Genomic DNA, 14,640 nt, shown 5'->3' with positions numbered 1-14,640 from the left:
TCAGGAATTCACGTGCACGAAATCCCGCAGCAGCGGATAGATCTCGTTGTTCCAGCGCTTGCCCGAGAACACGCCGTAATGGCCGACGCCGGCCTGCATGTGGTGAACGCGGCGATAGGCGCGCACGCCGGTGCAGAGGTCTTGCGCCGCGAGTGTCTGGCCGATCGAGCAGATATCGTCCTTCTCGCCCTCGACCGTCATCAGCCCCATGCGGCTGACGGCCTTGGTGTTCACCGGACGTCCCCGATGCATCAGCTTGCCCTGCGGCAGCAGATGTTCCTGGAATACGTCGCGCACGGTCTCGATGTAGAACTCGGCGGGCAGGTCCATCACTGCGAAATATTCGTCGTAGAAGCTCTTGATGCTGGCCGCCTTGTCCTTCTCGCCCTTGGCGATGTGGTTGGCCAGGTCCATGTGCTGCTTGATGTGGCGCTCGAGATTCATCGAGACGAAGGCGGTGAGCTGCACGAAGCCGGGATAGACTTTCCGAAGCGCGCCGCGGCACTGCATCGGCACGTAGTTGATCAGGTTCTGCTCGAACCATTCGATCGGCTTGCTCTTGGCGAACTCGTTGACCCTGGTCGGCTGGATGCGTGTGTCGATCGGCCCCGCCATCAGTGTCAGCGTCGCCGGCCGCGAGGGATGGTTGCCCTCGCACATGATCGCGGCGGCCGCGAGCGCCGAGACCGAGGGCTGGCAGATCGCCACCATATGCGGGCGCGGGCCGAGCTGGCCGAGGAAATCGACGAGGTGATCGGTGTAGTCGTCGAGCCCGAAGCGACCCTCGCTGCGTGAAATGTCGCGTGGATTGTGCCAATCGGTGATGTAGACGTCGTGGTCCTGCAGCAGCGTCTTCACGGTGCCGCGCAGCAGCGTCGCGAAATGGCCGGACATCGGCGCCACCAGCAGCATGCGCGGCTGCTCGGGCGCGCCATCCTTCTTGAAGTGGAGCAGCGAGCCGAACGGCGTCGCGTAAGCGACCTCCTCGGTGATGCCGACCTCGCGGTTGCCCACCATGACGCTGTCGATGCCGTAAGCGGGGCGGTGATAGGTGAGGGTGGAGCGCGAGATCAGCTCCAGCGCGGCCGACAGTCGGCCGACGACCTGATCCGACAAGCCCTGCGGCACCAGATTGAGGAATTGGAGTGCGGAGGAAGCGCCCGACCGCCACGGCGCCGTCAGGTCCATATGGTTCTGAAAGGCCTGATAATACATCGACATCATACTGAAACGCCCACCTGTCCCGTGCTGCTATGCAATATCGAAGCCAAACCGGAGATGGGCCGACCTCCAGATTGGCACGTCGCTTGCTGCTTTATTTGCGGGAAGCGAGCATTCCCCGCAGGCTGGGCGGGTGCAGGTCAAAGGCGTGAGGGAAGGCCATATGGCGAAGGCGAAACTGACCATCAGCAGCAAGAACTACTCGTCCTGGTCGCTGCGTGGCTGGCTGCTGACGAAATTTTCCGGGCTCGATTTCGAGGAGATCGCCACCGCGCCCGACGACGCGTCGGCACGCGCGGAGATCCTGCTGCTGTCGTCATCGATCCTGGTGCCGTGCCTGCGGCACGACGGCGCCGTGGTCTGGGACACGCTGGCGATCGCCGAATATCTCAACGAGGCGATGCCGGATGCCGGCCTGCTGCCGGCTGACAGCGTCCAGCGCGCACATTGCCGCTCGATCTGCGGCGAAATCCACTCCGGCTTCACCACGCTGCGCGCCTCGCTGCCGGTTAATCTGAAGGGACATTTCCCTGGCTTCAAGATCTGGTCGCGGGCGCAGGCCGACATCGATCGCGTCTGGGCGATCTGGCGCGACTGCCTGGAGAGATCGGGCGGCCCCTTCCTGTTCGGCGAGAAGCGCACCATGGCGGATGCGATGTACGCCCCGGTGGTGACGCGCTTCGTCACCTATGACGTCAAGCTCGAACCGCTTCTGAACGCCTATGCCGATACCATCATGGCCATGCCCGAGATGAGGGAATGGATCGCAGCGGCAAGGGACGAGCCGGCCGAGATCGAGGAGCTCGAGGTCGAATATTAGGCAGGCCTGATGCCGCCCTGCCTGTTTTGGGGGCGCGGCCTGAACCGCCGCACCCGGCATTCATGGCATTGAAGTCATTGAAGCCGTTAACTTTTGGCGTCCGTGGCCGGCTCGGGCCTGCTCACGCGCTGCACAGATATTGTATACGCGTGCGAACTGGTTGCGACATCTAGCCGTGAACAGGCGCGTACAGCGCCCCACGGCTGATTCGGACGTGATTCGTTCGGGCCGCGTTCCGAAGGTTAAGCCGGGACGCGGCCCCGTTGCATTTTGAGACAGAATTCGATGCTCAGGCCACGCCCGAGTGCTTCAAGCGCGGCACGCGCCAGCCGATGACGGTTGCTTCGACAGCGACGCCGGCGGTGTGGTTCTGCCAGCGTCCCTCCACATAGCGGCAAGCGAACGGCAGTTGATACGTCCCGCTATGGTCCTCGCACAGCACTTCGACTGCAAGGCCAGGCGGCGGTTCTCCGGAGCCGTCGAATTCTGCAAGTCGTCTGTCGCGCGTTGCCATTCCAAAAATCTCCCCTAAACAAAGCCGCGGAAGAAGTGCCCATTTCCCCCCGCGTGCAGATCATCGCTCCCCGTCCGAGGGAACAGCTCCAAGCTCAACGCGAGAATGCGGTGCGAGTGTGGTAGCCTTATGCGGCGGCGCGCAAAAAGCGCACATTGCCGTGATTGATTTGACGAGGAACCAGCATGCATCTTCGAAGTGCCGGCGTCTGTTTCGCGATGTTACTGCTCGCCGCGCTGGCGAATGCGCCGGTTCGCGCGCAGGACGTGCCCGGCATCGAGATTTGCACCGTCGAGAAGACCATGGAGCGCCGCACCAGCTGCCTCCAGAGCAACGTCGACTTTCTCCAGAAGACGATCACCAGGCTAAACCTCGATCACCAGCAGAAGCTGGACGCCGCCGCTCGCCAGATCGATGCGTTGAAGACGACGGTTGCCGGCTTGCAGAAGACGTTCGGCGATCTCCAGGCCGCGCAGGCGAAGATCGCGGAGGATGTGAAGAAGAAGCAGGACGCGCCGTCGCCGAAGGATGCGAAGTGAATGCCGTGTCCCGGACGCGGCGCAGCGTGTAGCGCTGCGACGCAGAGCCGGGGCCATGAAGCAGTAGCGCGCAACGCTGGCATACCATCCCGCTTGCTTGGCAAGCCGCGGTGACTTTGTCATAACCGCAGGCAAATCTTGCGTGTGGGGCCCGTGCCGGACATCCCGTGCAAGTCATAACAAGCAATCGGGAGGGTCCCCACATGTCCAACGTCCGCGTTCTCGCCACCGACCTCGAATTTCCCGAAGGGCCGGTCGTGATGCCGGACGGCTCGGTGGTGCTGGTGGAGATCCGCGGTCAGCGCCTGACCCGCGTTTATCCCGACGGCCGCAAGGATATCGTCGCGAAGATTCCGGGCGGCCCGAACGGCGCGGCGCTCGGCCCCGACGGCAAGATCTACATCTGCAACAATGGCGGCTTCTCCTGGATCCCGACCCGCAACATGATCATGCCCGGCCCGCAGCCGGACGATTATCTCGGCGGCTCGATTCAGCGCGTCGATCTCCAATCGGGCAAGATCGAGACCGTCGTCACCAAGTGCGGCGAGCACGATCTGCGCGGTCCGAACGATCTGGTGTTCGACAAGCACGGCGGCCTCTGGTTCTCCGATCTCGGCAAGCGCCGCGCGCGCGAGATGGACGTCGGCGGCATGTATTATCTCAAGCCCGGCATGAAGGAGATCGTCGAGGTCGTTCATGGCGTATTGCCGGCCAACGGCATCGGCCTGTCGCCGGACGAGAACACCGTCTACATCGCGGAGACGCCGACGGGCCGGCTCTGGGCCTACGAGCTCTCCGCGCCCGGCACGCTGAAGCCGCGCGACGTGATCTATCGCGGCGAGCGGGGCAAACCGATCTGCGGCCTCGGCGGCTACCAGATGTTCGACTCGCTGGCGGTCGAAGCGAACGGCAATGTCTGCGTCGCCACCCTCGTCTCCGGCTGCATCTCGGTGATCGCGCCCGATGGCACCCTGGTCGAGCAGGTGCCGACCGGCGACCGCGTCACCACCAACATCGCCTTCGGCGGCCCCGAGCTGAAGACCGCGTACATCACGCTCTCGGGCAAGGGCGAGCTGATCACCATGGACTGGCCGCGCGGCGGTTTGCCGTTGAATTTCTTGAACAAGTGAGCCAAGCCGTCATTGCGAGCGAAGCGAAGCAATCCAGTAGACCCTCACCCTGAGGAGCGCGCCCTTCGCGCGCGTCTCGAAGGGCGAGGTCACCAGCGGGGCCTTCATCCTTCGAGACGCGCGAAGACGCGCTCCTCAGGACGAGGAGCAGGCACTCTGGATTGCTTCGCTTCGCTCGCAACGACAACAGAGAGAGACCTGCAATGCCCTGGCCTGATCCCATCACCCTGCGCGGACAGCATGCCCGACTCGAGCCGCTGTCGCATCAGCACCGCGAGGGGCTGATCGAGGCCGTGAAGGATGGCGAGCTCTCCACCATCTGGTACACCGCGATTCCGACGCCGGACAACATGGGCAAGGAAATCGACCGCCGGCTCGGTCTTCAGGCCGCGGGGCTCGATGCTCCCCTTCACCGTGTTCGATGGCAGCGGCAAGATCGTGGGCATGACGACCTACATGAACATCGATGCCGCCAACCGCCGCGTCGAGATCGGCTCGACCTGGTATGGCAAGAGCGCGCAGCGCGGCCCGCTCAACACGCAGTGCAAGCTGCTGCTGCTCACCCACGCCTTCGAAACCCTGGACTGCATCGCGGTGGAATTCCGCACGCATTTCTTCAATCACCAGAGCCGCGGCGCCATCGAACGTCTGGGCGCCAAGCAGGACGGCATCCTGCGCAGCCACCAGGTCGCGCCCAACGGCACGCTGCGCGACACCGTCGTCTACAGCATCACAGCGGCCGAATGGCCGACCGTGCGGACGCATTTGAATTATCAACTCAACGACAAGCCGCGCTGAGCGGCGGCCGAGGCACCATGGATAGATTTGACTACGTGATCATCGGCGCGGGCTCGGCGGGTTGCGTGCTCACCAGCCGGCTGAGCGAAGATCCGAACGTGAGCGTCTGCGTGCTGGAGGCCGGACCCAGCGACTGGCATCCCTACATCCATCTGCCGGCGGGCTTCATCAAGACCTTCCACATGAAGAGCATCAACTGGGCCTACCAGCAGGAGGTCGGGCCCTGGACCGGCGGGCGCAGCATCTATGCGCCGCGCGGCAAGACGCTCGGCGGTTCGTCTTCGATCAACGGCCACATCTACAACCGCGGCCAGCGCATGGATTTCGACACCTGGGCGCAGATGGGCAATCGCGGCTGGGGCTATGCCGATGTGCTGCCTTACTTCCGACGGCTGGAGAAGCGGGTCGGCGAGGGCGAGGACATTTACCGCGGCCGCGACGGCAATCTCACCGTCACCACGATGAACTGGCGCGATCCGCTCTGCGAAGCCTTCATGGAAGGCGCGGTCTCGCTCGGCATCCCCCGCAACCCCGATTACAACGGCAAGACCCAGGAAGGCGTCTCCTATTGTCAGCGCACCATCGACAAGGGCTTGCGCGTCTCCGGCTCGACCGCGTTTCTCAAGCCCGCGATGAAGCGGCCGAACGTGCATGTCCACACCCACGCGCACGCGACCGAGATCATCTTCGAGGGCAAGCGCGCCGTCGGCGTGCGCTACATGAAGGGCGGCTCAGGCGGCACGCCGGTGGAGGTGCGCGCCAACAAAGAAGTGATCCTCTCCGGCGGCACCTATAATTCGCCGCAGCTCTTGCAGCTCTCCGGCATCGGCTCGCCCGACCTGTTGCAGACCCACGGCATCCAGGTGCGTCACGCGCTGCCGGTCGGCGAGGGCCTGCAGGATCATTATGCGCCGCGCACTGTGGCGCGTGTCAAAGACATCAGGACCATCAACGAGCTTCGCCGCGGCTTCTCGCTGTGGATCGAGGCGCTGAAATGGGCGACCGCGCGCAAAGGCCTGCTCTCGCTGTCGCCGACCATGGTCTATTGCTTCTGGCATTCCGGCGAGAGCGCCGACTCGTCCGACCTTCAGCTCACCTTCACGCCGGCGAGCTACAAGGAAGGCGTGCAGGGTCAGCTCGAGGACGAGCCCGGCATGACGGTGGCCTCCTGGCAGCAGCGCCCCGAGAGCCGCGGCTATGTCCGCATCCGCTCCAGCGATCCCTTTGCGCCGCCGATCATCCAGACCAACTATCTCGACGCCGAGCTCGATCGCCGCGTCATCGTCGGCGGCATGAAGCTCGCGCGCAACCTACTGAAGTCCGCGCCGCTGTCGCCTTATTACGCCTACGAGGATTTCCCCGGTCCTGACATCAACACCGACGACGAGTTCCTGGCCGCCGCCACCGAACGCGGCACTACCACCTTCCATCCCGGCTGCACCTGCCGCATGGGCCCGGCCGATTCGACCTGGGCCGTGGTCGACGACCAGCTCCGCGTCCACGGGCTGGAGGGCCTGCGCGTGATCGACGCCTCCGTCATGCCGCGCATGATCTCGGCAAACCTCAACGCCTCCACGATGATGATCGCCGATCGCGCCTCGGACCTGATCCGCGGCAAGCAGCCGATGGAAGCCGCGCGCGTGCCGGATGCGGCGGTGGCGTGAGGGTGCGTCTTCGTAGGATCGGTCGCTTAGCTCTATCGATCCTACGGCTTCTTATTTGTTCAGGATCTTTCCAATCTTCTCGATCTTCGGCAAATTGTCCAAAATCCAGCTTAATTCGGCTGCGTTCTTGATAACCGGCATGAAGTTCGAGATTACACTGAGCGCAATCATTATGATTGCGCCGGCTCCAAGACGAACAAGCGCTGGACGCGCTTTGCTAGCCGAGTCTTGGGTCAGGCGTTTGGCCTGTTCATAAGCATAAGCGATAGCGGCAATGCACACGTTTTCCACGCCTCTAACGCCAGCGTAAATTGCCTGCTTTCTGTCCTCAGGCGAGGCCGACAAAATATCTCGGACCATCTGGAAGGACTGCGGAATTCTTTTGTCCACGTTTTCGGGATTTTCGAATAGGGTTTTTTCCACTTGTGCAAGCGCGTCGTCGATCTTTGCGTCGATCGATTCCCGCGACGGATACGACTGCGCGTTCTGAAGAAATTCGACCCAGTCTTTATATTGAGCCGCAAAGTAAGCTGAATGCGTTAGCGTCGATGATATTTGGACGCTCAGAACGTCTGAAAGCTCGCTTTCAATCTTGCCCGTGATGTTTGAAATCAGTTTGACGTGGAGGCCGAATGAAATTGCTCCGGAATCATCCTTGAAATCAATTAGTGTCTGCAGGCGCGAAAATGCCTCAACATATTTCCTATCGACATTCGAGCCTCGGAGGGTTGATTCCAGCTCCGACAGTTCTTTGCGAAGGTATGCACGGGTTTGGGCAATCGCCTCCTTTTGCAAGAAGGGATGAAGCGCATGGCCAGAATCCAGAACTATCCGTTCGTTTTCAACCTTCGTGTATATGGGAGAGGACTTCTGCTCAGGGAGACTAAGTGGTTCAAGCTCTATGTCTTGAACCGTAGAAGCTGCCTCTAACAGCTTCTGAAGAGTCAGGGTGTCCTTGTAAAGCTCCGTCAATGCTCGCCCATATTCGCGCCTGAGTACGGTTAAGATGCCCCTCTTATGATTTGGGAAGAGCGATCGAATGTATGCAACGAATTCGGTAAGTGCATTCGCGAGCTCCCGACGGTCAACTTCAGAAGCCGGGTTGTTACTCGCCATGTCAATCGCCGAGACAAGATACATCTTTGTTGCTTGCTTAAATCGTTCATCTCGAAAGAGAGGCTTTGCACCGACTCGCTGGTCCTGCGACACCATCATCCCCAAGATTGGGTATACAGCTCCTACCAACGATTTAATTTGTCGTTCTAGGGTCTGTTGGGATTCATCTGGAGTTTATCGCGGCCGCGGCCAGATAGATCATTGAAGTGAAGCTCTGGTCGGTCTTGTCGGCGCGCATTGCGATGCGCTTGAATTCCTTGAGCTTGCCGAAGAAGTTCTCGATGAGATGCCGCCATTTGTACATCTCCTTGTCGATGGCGAGAGGCTGTGCACGGCGCGGATGCTGGGAGATGACGACTTTGGCGCCACGCGCTTCGAGCTCGGCGATGATGGCGTTGCTATCGAAGGCCTTATCAGCGATCAGCGCGTTGAAGGCCAATCCCTCGATGAGCGGCGGCACGCCCACCGTATCGAAACGCTGTCCCGGCAGGAGCACGAAGCGCACGAGATTGCCGAGCGCATCGGTGAGCGCCAGAATTTTGGTGGTCATGCCGCCTTTCGAGCGGCCGATCGCCTGGCTTTGCGTCCCCCTTTTGCGCCCTGACCGTGGCGGTGGACCTTGACGATGGTGGCGTCGACCATGGCGTATTCCATGTCGGGATCGTCGGAGATGGCCTCGAACAGCCGCTTCCAGACATCCGCCTTCACCCAGTCGCGAAAGCGCGTGAATGTGCTATTCCAGTGGCCGAACATCGCCGGCAGATCCCGCCAGGGACTGCCGGTTCGGGCGATCCACAGAACGGCCTCGACAAACAGTGCGGTTGTCCTTGCCGCTGCGGCCCGGATCTCCCGGCTTGCCAAGACAATGCGGCTCCATCTTCGCCCATTGGGCGTCAGTCAAAACGAATCGGTCCATCCCAAGCTTGAATCACAACCAAGCCCCGATGAGAATCCTGAATCCCAACAGACCCTAGGCCAGTGCCGCCTTCGTTCATTAGTTGGCCTCGTCGATTCAAATGTGATCTTATTCAGGAGTGCATCGATGTTCGCGAAACCCGGGCGACATCGATGGGCTTGCGCTAAGAAGACTAAATAATTGAAACTGCGCGCTGTTCAGAGCTTTCGACGCTCACGGGAAAATTCGCTGTCACGACCTAGTTGCTCGGCGTAGCAACGAAAGTACGACTATCGCGGGTCCTATTTTATATTGCAACCCCGGCGAAGACCTTGGAGGTCGATCGCTTTGGGAGGTAAAATGTGGTCCGTCGGGCAAAACACCCCGCCACCCCGTCAACCCCTCTCCTCGAAAATATTCCACTTTACCGAAATTCGGAATTGCGGCATAAGTCGAAACAGCCCGGCCCGACGAAGAGGGGCGGTTCGCGAGTCGTTCGAAACGCGGGCCGGGTTGCGGTGGACGCGGCAGCGTCGTGTACGAGAGGTCAAGGGCAGGGCGGATTGCTCTCCGTGAGCCCGAGGCTTCGTGCGGACGAGCGACGCTGTGTGCGTACGGCAAAACCGTGTGGTCCTGGCCGTCGTTGCTACGGTCAAGCCTTGGCGGAGGCGGCATTCGCGTCAACCGGCGCGATGTCCGCGACTGTCGCGAGGGCGAGGGAGGCCAGAACGAACTCGGCTCCCGGGAGAGCACGGCATAAGCCGTAAAGCCACTGCGCAGGGAAGGCCGTGTGTTGGGCTTCACCTGTATGCCGCTGTGCAATTCCTTTTGCGCTACCCGCGCACAGCGGACCGTGGGTGCCAGCCGGCACCCGGCCTTCCCTGCGCCCTTTTTTGATGAGGGCGATGGAGAGAGCATAGCTCTGGGCGAAATGCGCCGCGAGGATGCCGGCGTGTGTCTGCGCGCGTGAGACGAGGTGCGGAGAGCGTAGGATGGGTAGAGCGCAGCGAAACCCATCGCCTCCGTCACTACGGGAAAAGCTTGATGGGTTTCGCTGCTCTACCCATCCTACAGTTTGTCTTTGTTCTATACTTCCCGTCGGCTCAGGAACGCCAGCCGCTCGAACAGATGCACGTCCTGCTCGTTCTTGAGCAGCGCGCCGTGCAGCGGTGGGATCAGCTTGCGCGGGTCGCGCTCGCGTAACTGCTCGACGCTCATGTCTTCGTTCAGCAGCAGCTTGAGCCAGTCGAGCAGCTCCGAGGTCGACGGCTTCTTCTTCAGGCCGGGCACTTCGCGGACCTCGAAGAAGATGCGCAGGGCTTCCTCGACCAGGCGCTTCTTGATGCCGGGGAAGTGGACGTCGACGATCCGGGTCATGGTGTCGGCGTCGGGGAACTTGATGTAGTGGAAGAAGCAGCGGCGCAGGAAGGCGTCCGGCAGCTCCTTCTCGTTGTTGGAGGTGATCATCATGATCGGGCGCTGCTTGGCCTTGATCGTCTCGCCGGTCTCGTAGACATGGAATTCCATGCGGTCGAGCTCGAGCAGGAGGTCGTTCGGGAATTCGATGTCGGCCTTGTCGATCTCGTCGATCAGGAGCACGGGGCGCTGCTCGGCGGTGAAGGCGTCCCACAGCTTGCCACGCTTAATGTAGTTTTTGATGTCGGACACCTTGCTATCACCGAGCTGGCTGTCGCGCAGGCGCGACACCGCGTCGTATTCGTAGAGGCCCTGCTGCGCCTTGGTGGTGGACTTGATGTGCCAGGTGAGCAACGGCGCGTTCAGCGCCTTCGCCACTTCCTCGGCCAAAACGGTTTTCCCGGTGCCGGGCTCGCCCTTGATGAGCAGCGGGCGCTCCAGCACGATCGAGGCATTGACCGCGACTTTGAGATCGTCGGTCGCAACATAGTCCTTGGTGCCGGTAAATATTCATCGCGCGTCCTTGTTGGTCGTCGTTCCAGGCGTTGCCCTGGTCGCGACATGGGAACGGCCGCGCGTGGCGGCCGTTCCTGGTTCGGTCAGGCTCTCAGACCCGTTTTATCAGCGAAAGGATGACGAGCACAATCACCGCGCCGATCGTGGCATCCACGATGGCGCCGACCGTGCCCGTTGCGAGCTGGATGTGCAGCTGAGGCAGAATCCAGCTGGCCACGAGCGCGCCGATGATGCCGACGACGATGTTGCCGATCAGCCCAAATCCCGCCCCATGGACAATCTTGCCGGCAAGCCAGCCGGCGATCGCGCCAATGACGAGCGCTGCGAGAATTCCCATTGCAAACGTCCCCAAGACAACCCCGTGAGGCCGCCAATTCTAGAGCAAAAAGCCTCCCGGTCCAGCGCAGAGCAGTGGCCTCCGCCCCTTGACGTTCGCCCCCCGACGGGCAATCTGTCACCCATGTTCCTGCAATTCTTCACTTCTCTGCGCGATGCGCAGGTCCCCGTAACGCTGCGCGAATACCTCACGCTGGTGGAGGCGCTCGACGCTGACCTCGCGGATTACTCGGTTGAGAATTTCTACTATCTGTCGCGCACCTCGCTGGTGAAGGACGAGCGCAATCTCGACAAGTTCGACCGCGTCTTCGGCACGGTGTTCAAGGGGCTGGAAAGCCTGCTCGATGCCATGGAAGGCGCCGAGATCCCCGAGGAGTGGCTGAAGAAGCTCGCCGAGAAATACCTGACGGACGAAGAGAAGAAGCAGATCGAGGCCATGGGCTGGGACAAGCTCATGGAGACCCTGAAGAAGCGCCTCGAGGAGCAGAAGGGCCGTCATCAGGGCGGCTCGAAGTGGATCGGCACCGCCGGCACCTCGCCGTTCGGCGCCCATGGTTACAATCCCGAAGGCGTTCGCATCGGCCAGGAAAAGAACCGCAACAACCGCGCCGTGAAGGTGTGGGACAAACGCGAGTTCAGGGATCTCGATGGCAACGTCGAGCTCGGCATTCGCAACATCAAGGTGGCGCTGCGCCGTCTGCGCAAGTTCGCGCGCACTGGCGCGCCCGACGAACTCGATCTCGACACCACCATCCGCGAGACCGCCAATCACGGCTATCTCGACGTCCACATGCGGCCCGAGCGGCGCAACGCGGTGAAGCTGCTGGTGTTCTTCGACATCGGCGGCTCGATGGACGCGCATATCGAGCAGGTCGAGGAGCTGTTCTCGGCGGCGAAGAGCGAGTTCAAGCACATGGAGTATTTCTACTTCCACAACTGCCTCTATGAAGGCGTGTGGAAGCAGAACAAGCGCCGCTTCACCGACCGCACGCCGACCTGGGACGTGCTGCACAAATACCCGCACGACTACAAGATCGTGTTCGTCGGCGACGCCTCGATGTCGCCTTACGAGATCATGGTGCCCGGGGGCTCGGTCGAGCATGTCAACGAGGAGCCCGGCTCGGTCTGGCTCGACCGCATCATCCACACCTATCCGCATTCGGTATGGCTGAATCCTGTGCAGCAGAAGCATTGGGACTATTCGGAATCCACCACCATCATCAAACGCATCTTCGCCAATCGCATGTACCCGATCACGATTGAGGGGCTCGAGGGTGCGATGAAGGAATTGACGCATTAGCTCGCGCTCCACGGAATGACAACAAGAGGGAGAACCACATGCCCCAGACCATCACCCGCGGCATCAAGGCGCTGATCGACGAGGCCAATGCGGAGATCGAGACGCTCAACGCCAAGGATGCCATCGAGATCTCCAAAAACGGCGACGTCGTCATCGTCGACATCCGCGATCCCCGCGAGATCGAGCGTGACGGCCGCATCCCCGGCGCGTTCGCCTGCACCCGCGGCATGCTCGAATTCTGGATCGATCCGCAGAGCCCGTACGCCAAGCCGGTGTTCCAGGAGGACAAGAAGTTCGTGTTCCACTGCGCCGGCGGCCTGCGCTCCGCGCTCGCCGCAAAGACCGCGCAGGACATGGGCCTGAAGCCCGTCGCCCACATCGCCGGCGGCTACGCCGCCTGGCGCGACGCCGGCGGGCCGGTGGAGCAGTGGGAGCCGAAGAAGAAGGGGTAAGGAGTGCTTCGCTGTCGCTCCAATCTCCGGCGTCATTCCCCACGACAGCGGGGAATCCAGTACGCCGCGGCCTCTTCGTTCAATCACAATCGCCTCTGGAATACTGGATCGTCCGGCCAAGCCGGACGATGACAGCAGAATTTGACGCGTACTGCTTCAACCTCGCTCGCGGCTCGGAATGACAAAGGAAGTAGCGAATGACCCCCACCGATCCTCTCGTCTCCACCGAATGGCTCGCCACCCACATCAACGACGCCGGCGTCAAGGTGATCGACGCCAGCTTCAAGCTGCCGGGCGTGCTGCCATTGCCGAAGGACGATTATCTCGCAGCCCATCTGGCGGGCGCGGTGTTCTTCGACGTCGATGCGGTATCGGACCATTCCAACCCGCTGCCGCACATGTATCCGAGCGCCGAGCAGTTCGGCCGCGACGTCGGCAATCTCGGCATCTCCAATGCCGACACCATCGTGATCTACGATGCCGGCGGCTGGGTCGCGGCGCCGCGGGCGTGGTGGATGTTCCTGGCTTTCGGCCATAGCAATGTGCGCATCCTCAATGGCGGCCTGAAGAAGTGGCGTGCCGAAGGGCGTGCGACCGCAACTGGCGAAGCGAAGCCGAAGCCAGCGACCTTCAAGGCGGGCTACGATTCAAAACGCGTGCGCAACATGCAGCAACTGATCGCCAACGTCGAAAGCCGTGCCGAGCAGGTGATCGACGCGCGCGCCGCCGACCGTTTCGAGGGCCGGGCGCCCGAGCCGCGCACGGGCATCCGCTCCGGTCACATCCCCGGCGCACGCAACGTGCCTTACAATCAGCTGTTCGACGCCGCGACCGGCACGATGAAGCCGCTCGACGATCTCCGCGCCGCCTTCGCGAACGCCGGCGTCAAGCTCGATGCGCCGATCGTGACGAGCTGCGGCTCGGGCGTCTCTGCCGGCGTGCTGACGCTCGCGCTCTATCGCCTCGGCATCACCGACACCGCGCTCTACGACGGTTCATGGTCGGAATGGGGTCAGGAAAAAGGCCCGCCGATCGCGACCGGGCCGGCGTAACCTTACTGACGCGCGCGCGCGGTCGTCGCGGCGAAGGCCGGTTGCGGCTGCCCGAACGGATCGAGTTGCTGAACCGGCGGCGGCGGACGCCGGACAATGCGGCGGCGCTTCTTCACCCGATGCGCCCGCGGCTTGGTTGCCTTGCTCTCCGGCGAGCTGCTGTCGGCCTTAGCGTCGCCCTTGGCCTTCGCCGGCGGATCCTTCCAGGCCGTGGTCGCCGGGTCGTTCAACGCGGCGAACTTCGCGCTCGCCATGTCGAACGTGGACGAAGCCGAGGCTCCGCTGGCGGCGGCAGGTGTTGGTTTGCTCGCGAGAGCAATCGGAACGGGCTTGGCCGCGGCAATGGATGCGGTGGCGTCGGCCGGAGTAAGCGTGTTGCTCGAGGCCGGCGCCGCGGCGTCCGTCGTCGTCTCGGCCTTGGTCTCGGCCATGGTCTCGGCATTGGCCGGTTCGGCGGGGACGTCAGCCGGAGGTGCAACGATCTGCGGCTGAGATTCGGTCTCGGTCGTCAGCGCGATCTGCTCGGGCTCGCTCGCCGGCAATCCGATCGTCGGCACCTGGTCGCGCAGCGATAGCGTGGGCTCGACCGCCTCCGGCTCGGCGCGCAGTACCGCGAGCACCGGCTGGGCCGGCTCGGGAGCTTGCGCAAACACCTTCTCCTGCGGGCCGTTCCGCCAAGAGGGGTTGCTGACATACTGCTCGTGGGTCGCCCGCAGCAGCGCGGCGGCGCCTAGGCCGAACACCAGGATGGAGGCTGACAGCAGGATCGCGGCAAACAGGAAGCGAAAGCCGGGAAGCATCGAGGGATTGCGAATTTCCGCCCCGGCGGCGAATTGGCCAGGGCCCATGAGCCATCTGAACGCGGTGACGG

13 protein-coding genes and 2 pseudogenes are annotated in these 14,640 nt (G+C 62.3%); 8 read left to right on the top strand and 7 right to left on the bottom strand.

Annotation, left to right across the window (positions count from 1 at the left end):
* A complete protein-coding gene (locus ACVWW3_RS21195; RefSeq protein ID WP_456648766.1) occupies positions 1-1,224 on the bottom strand; it encodes a polyhydroxyalkanoate depolymerase in 1,224 nt (407 codons plus the stop codon).
* A 160-nt stretch (positions 1,225-1,384) separates the two neighbouring features.
* Between ACVWW3_RS21195 and ACVWW3_RS21190 the strand changes: the two genes are divergently transcribed.
* A complete protein-coding gene (locus tag ACVWW3_RS21190) occupies positions 1,385-2,041 on the top strand; it encodes a glutathione S-transferase family protein (RefSeq protein ID WP_456648767.1) in 657 nt (218 codons plus the stop codon).
* A gap of 289 nt (positions 2,042-2,330) precedes the next feature.
* Here the strand turns inward: ACVWW3_RS21190 and ACVWW3_RS21185 are convergent, their stop codons facing one another.
* Complete coding sequence (locus ACVWW3_RS21185) at positions 2,331-2,555, bottom strand: hypothetical protein (protein ID WP_247347841.1); 225 nt, start codon at positions 2,553-2,555, stop codon at positions 2,331-2,333.
* A gap of 185 nt (positions 2,556-2,740) precedes the next feature.
* Between ACVWW3_RS21185 and ACVWW3_RS21180 the strand changes: the two genes are divergently transcribed.
* The 4 genes and pseudogenes from ACVWW3_RS21180 (at position 2,741) to ACVWW3_RS21165 (ending at position 6,686) form a co-directional block, all read left to right on the top strand.
* Positions 2,741-3,094 carry a hypothetical protein gene (locus ACVWW3_RS21180; RefSeq protein WP_354049132.1) on the top strand — a complete coding sequence of 118 codons (354 nt, stop codon included), beginning with the start codon at positions 2,741-2,743 and terminating at the stop codon, positions 3,092-3,094.
* A 203-nt stretch (positions 3,095-3,297) separates the two neighbouring features.
* The gene (locus ACVWW3_RS21175) at positions 3,298-4,224 is read left to right on the top strand and encodes an SMP-30/gluconolactonase/LRE family protein (RefSeq protein WP_456648768.1); all 927 of its coding nucleotides are present in this window, start codon (positions 3,298-3,300) and stop codon (positions 4,222-4,224) included.
* Positions 4,225-4,427: 203 nt separating this feature from the next.
* Positions 4,428-5,022, top strand: a pseudogene (locus ACVWW3_RS21170) (GNAT family N-acetyltransferase).
* Between the two features lie 17 nt (positions 5,023-5,039).
* Positions 5,040-6,686 (top strand): GMC family oxidoreductase, encoded by a 1,647-nt coding sequence (locus ACVWW3_RS21165; protein WP_247442711.1) that lies wholly within the window; start codon positions 5,040-5,042, stop codon positions 6,684-6,686.
* A gap of 51 nt (positions 6,687-6,737) precedes the next feature.
* Here the strand turns inward: ACVWW3_RS21165 and ACVWW3_RS21160 are convergent, their stop codons facing one another.
* From ACVWW3_RS21160 to ACVWW3_RS21145, 4 genes and pseudogenes are all read right to left on the bottom strand, one after another.
* Positions 6,738-7,802: a hypothetical protein gene (locus ACVWW3_RS21160; RefSeq protein ID WP_456648770.1), complete on the bottom strand. Its 1,065-nt coding sequence runs from the start codon at positions 7,800-7,802 to the stop codon at positions 6,738-6,740.
* Positions 7,803-7,965: 163 nt separating this feature from the next.
* Positions 7,966-8,718: pseudogene (locus tag ACVWW3_RS21155) on the bottom strand (IS5 family transposase).
* A 1,065-nt stretch (positions 8,719-9,783) separates the two neighbouring features.
* On the bottom strand, positions 9,784-10,623 hold the full coding sequence (locus ACVWW3_RS21150; protein WP_456672415.1) for an AAA family ATPase: 840 nt from the start codon (positions 10,621-10,623) through the stop codon (positions 9,784-9,786).
* A 97-nt stretch (positions 10,624-10,720) separates the two neighbouring features.
* Entirely contained in the window at positions 10,721-10,966 is a 246-nt protein-coding gene (locus ACVWW3_RS21145) for a GlsB/YeaQ/YmgE family stress response membrane protein (protein WP_354107393.1), read from the bottom strand.
* A 123-nt stretch (positions 10,967-11,089) separates the two neighbouring features.
* On the opposite strand from ACVWW3_RS21145, the gene ACVWW3_RS21140 reads away from it, so the two are divergent.
* The 3 genes from ACVWW3_RS21140 (at position 11,090) to sseA (ending at position 13,769) form a co-directional block, all read left to right on the top strand.
* Positions 11,090-12,265: a vWA domain-containing protein gene (locus ACVWW3_RS21140; RefSeq protein WP_247347834.1), complete on the top strand. Its 1,176-nt coding sequence runs from the start codon at positions 11,090-11,092 to the stop codon at positions 12,263-12,265.
* 38 nt (positions 12,266-12,303) lie between these two features.
* On the top strand, positions 12,304-12,717 hold the full coding sequence (locus ACVWW3_RS21135; RefSeq protein WP_247347833.1) for a rhodanese-like domain-containing protein: 414 nt from the start codon (positions 12,304-12,306) through the stop codon (positions 12,715-12,717).
* Between the two features lie 197 nt (positions 12,718-12,914).
* Positions 12,915-13,769 (top strand): 3-mercaptopyruvate sulfurtransferase, encoded by an 855-nt coding sequence (sseA, locus tag ACVWW3_RS21130; RefSeq protein WP_456648771.1) that lies wholly within the window; start codon positions 12,915-12,917, stop codon positions 13,767-13,769.
* Between the two features lie 2 nt (positions 13,770-13,771).
* Here the strand turns inward: sseA and ACVWW3_RS21125 are convergent, their stop codons facing one another.
* Positions 13,772-14,617 carry a hypothetical protein gene (locus tag ACVWW3_RS21125; RefSeq protein WP_456648772.1) on the bottom strand — a complete coding sequence of 282 codons (846 nt, stop codon included), beginning with the start codon at positions 14,615-14,617 and terminating at the stop codon, positions 13,772-13,774.
* Positions 14,618-14,640 lie beyond the last annotated feature (23 nt).

The sequence above is a fragment of the Bradyrhizobium sp. LM2.9 genome, from assembly GCF_054056555.1.
The sequence above is the reverse complement of the archived record's forward strand: the minus strand, read 5'-3'. Positions and strand labels throughout refer to the sequence as shown.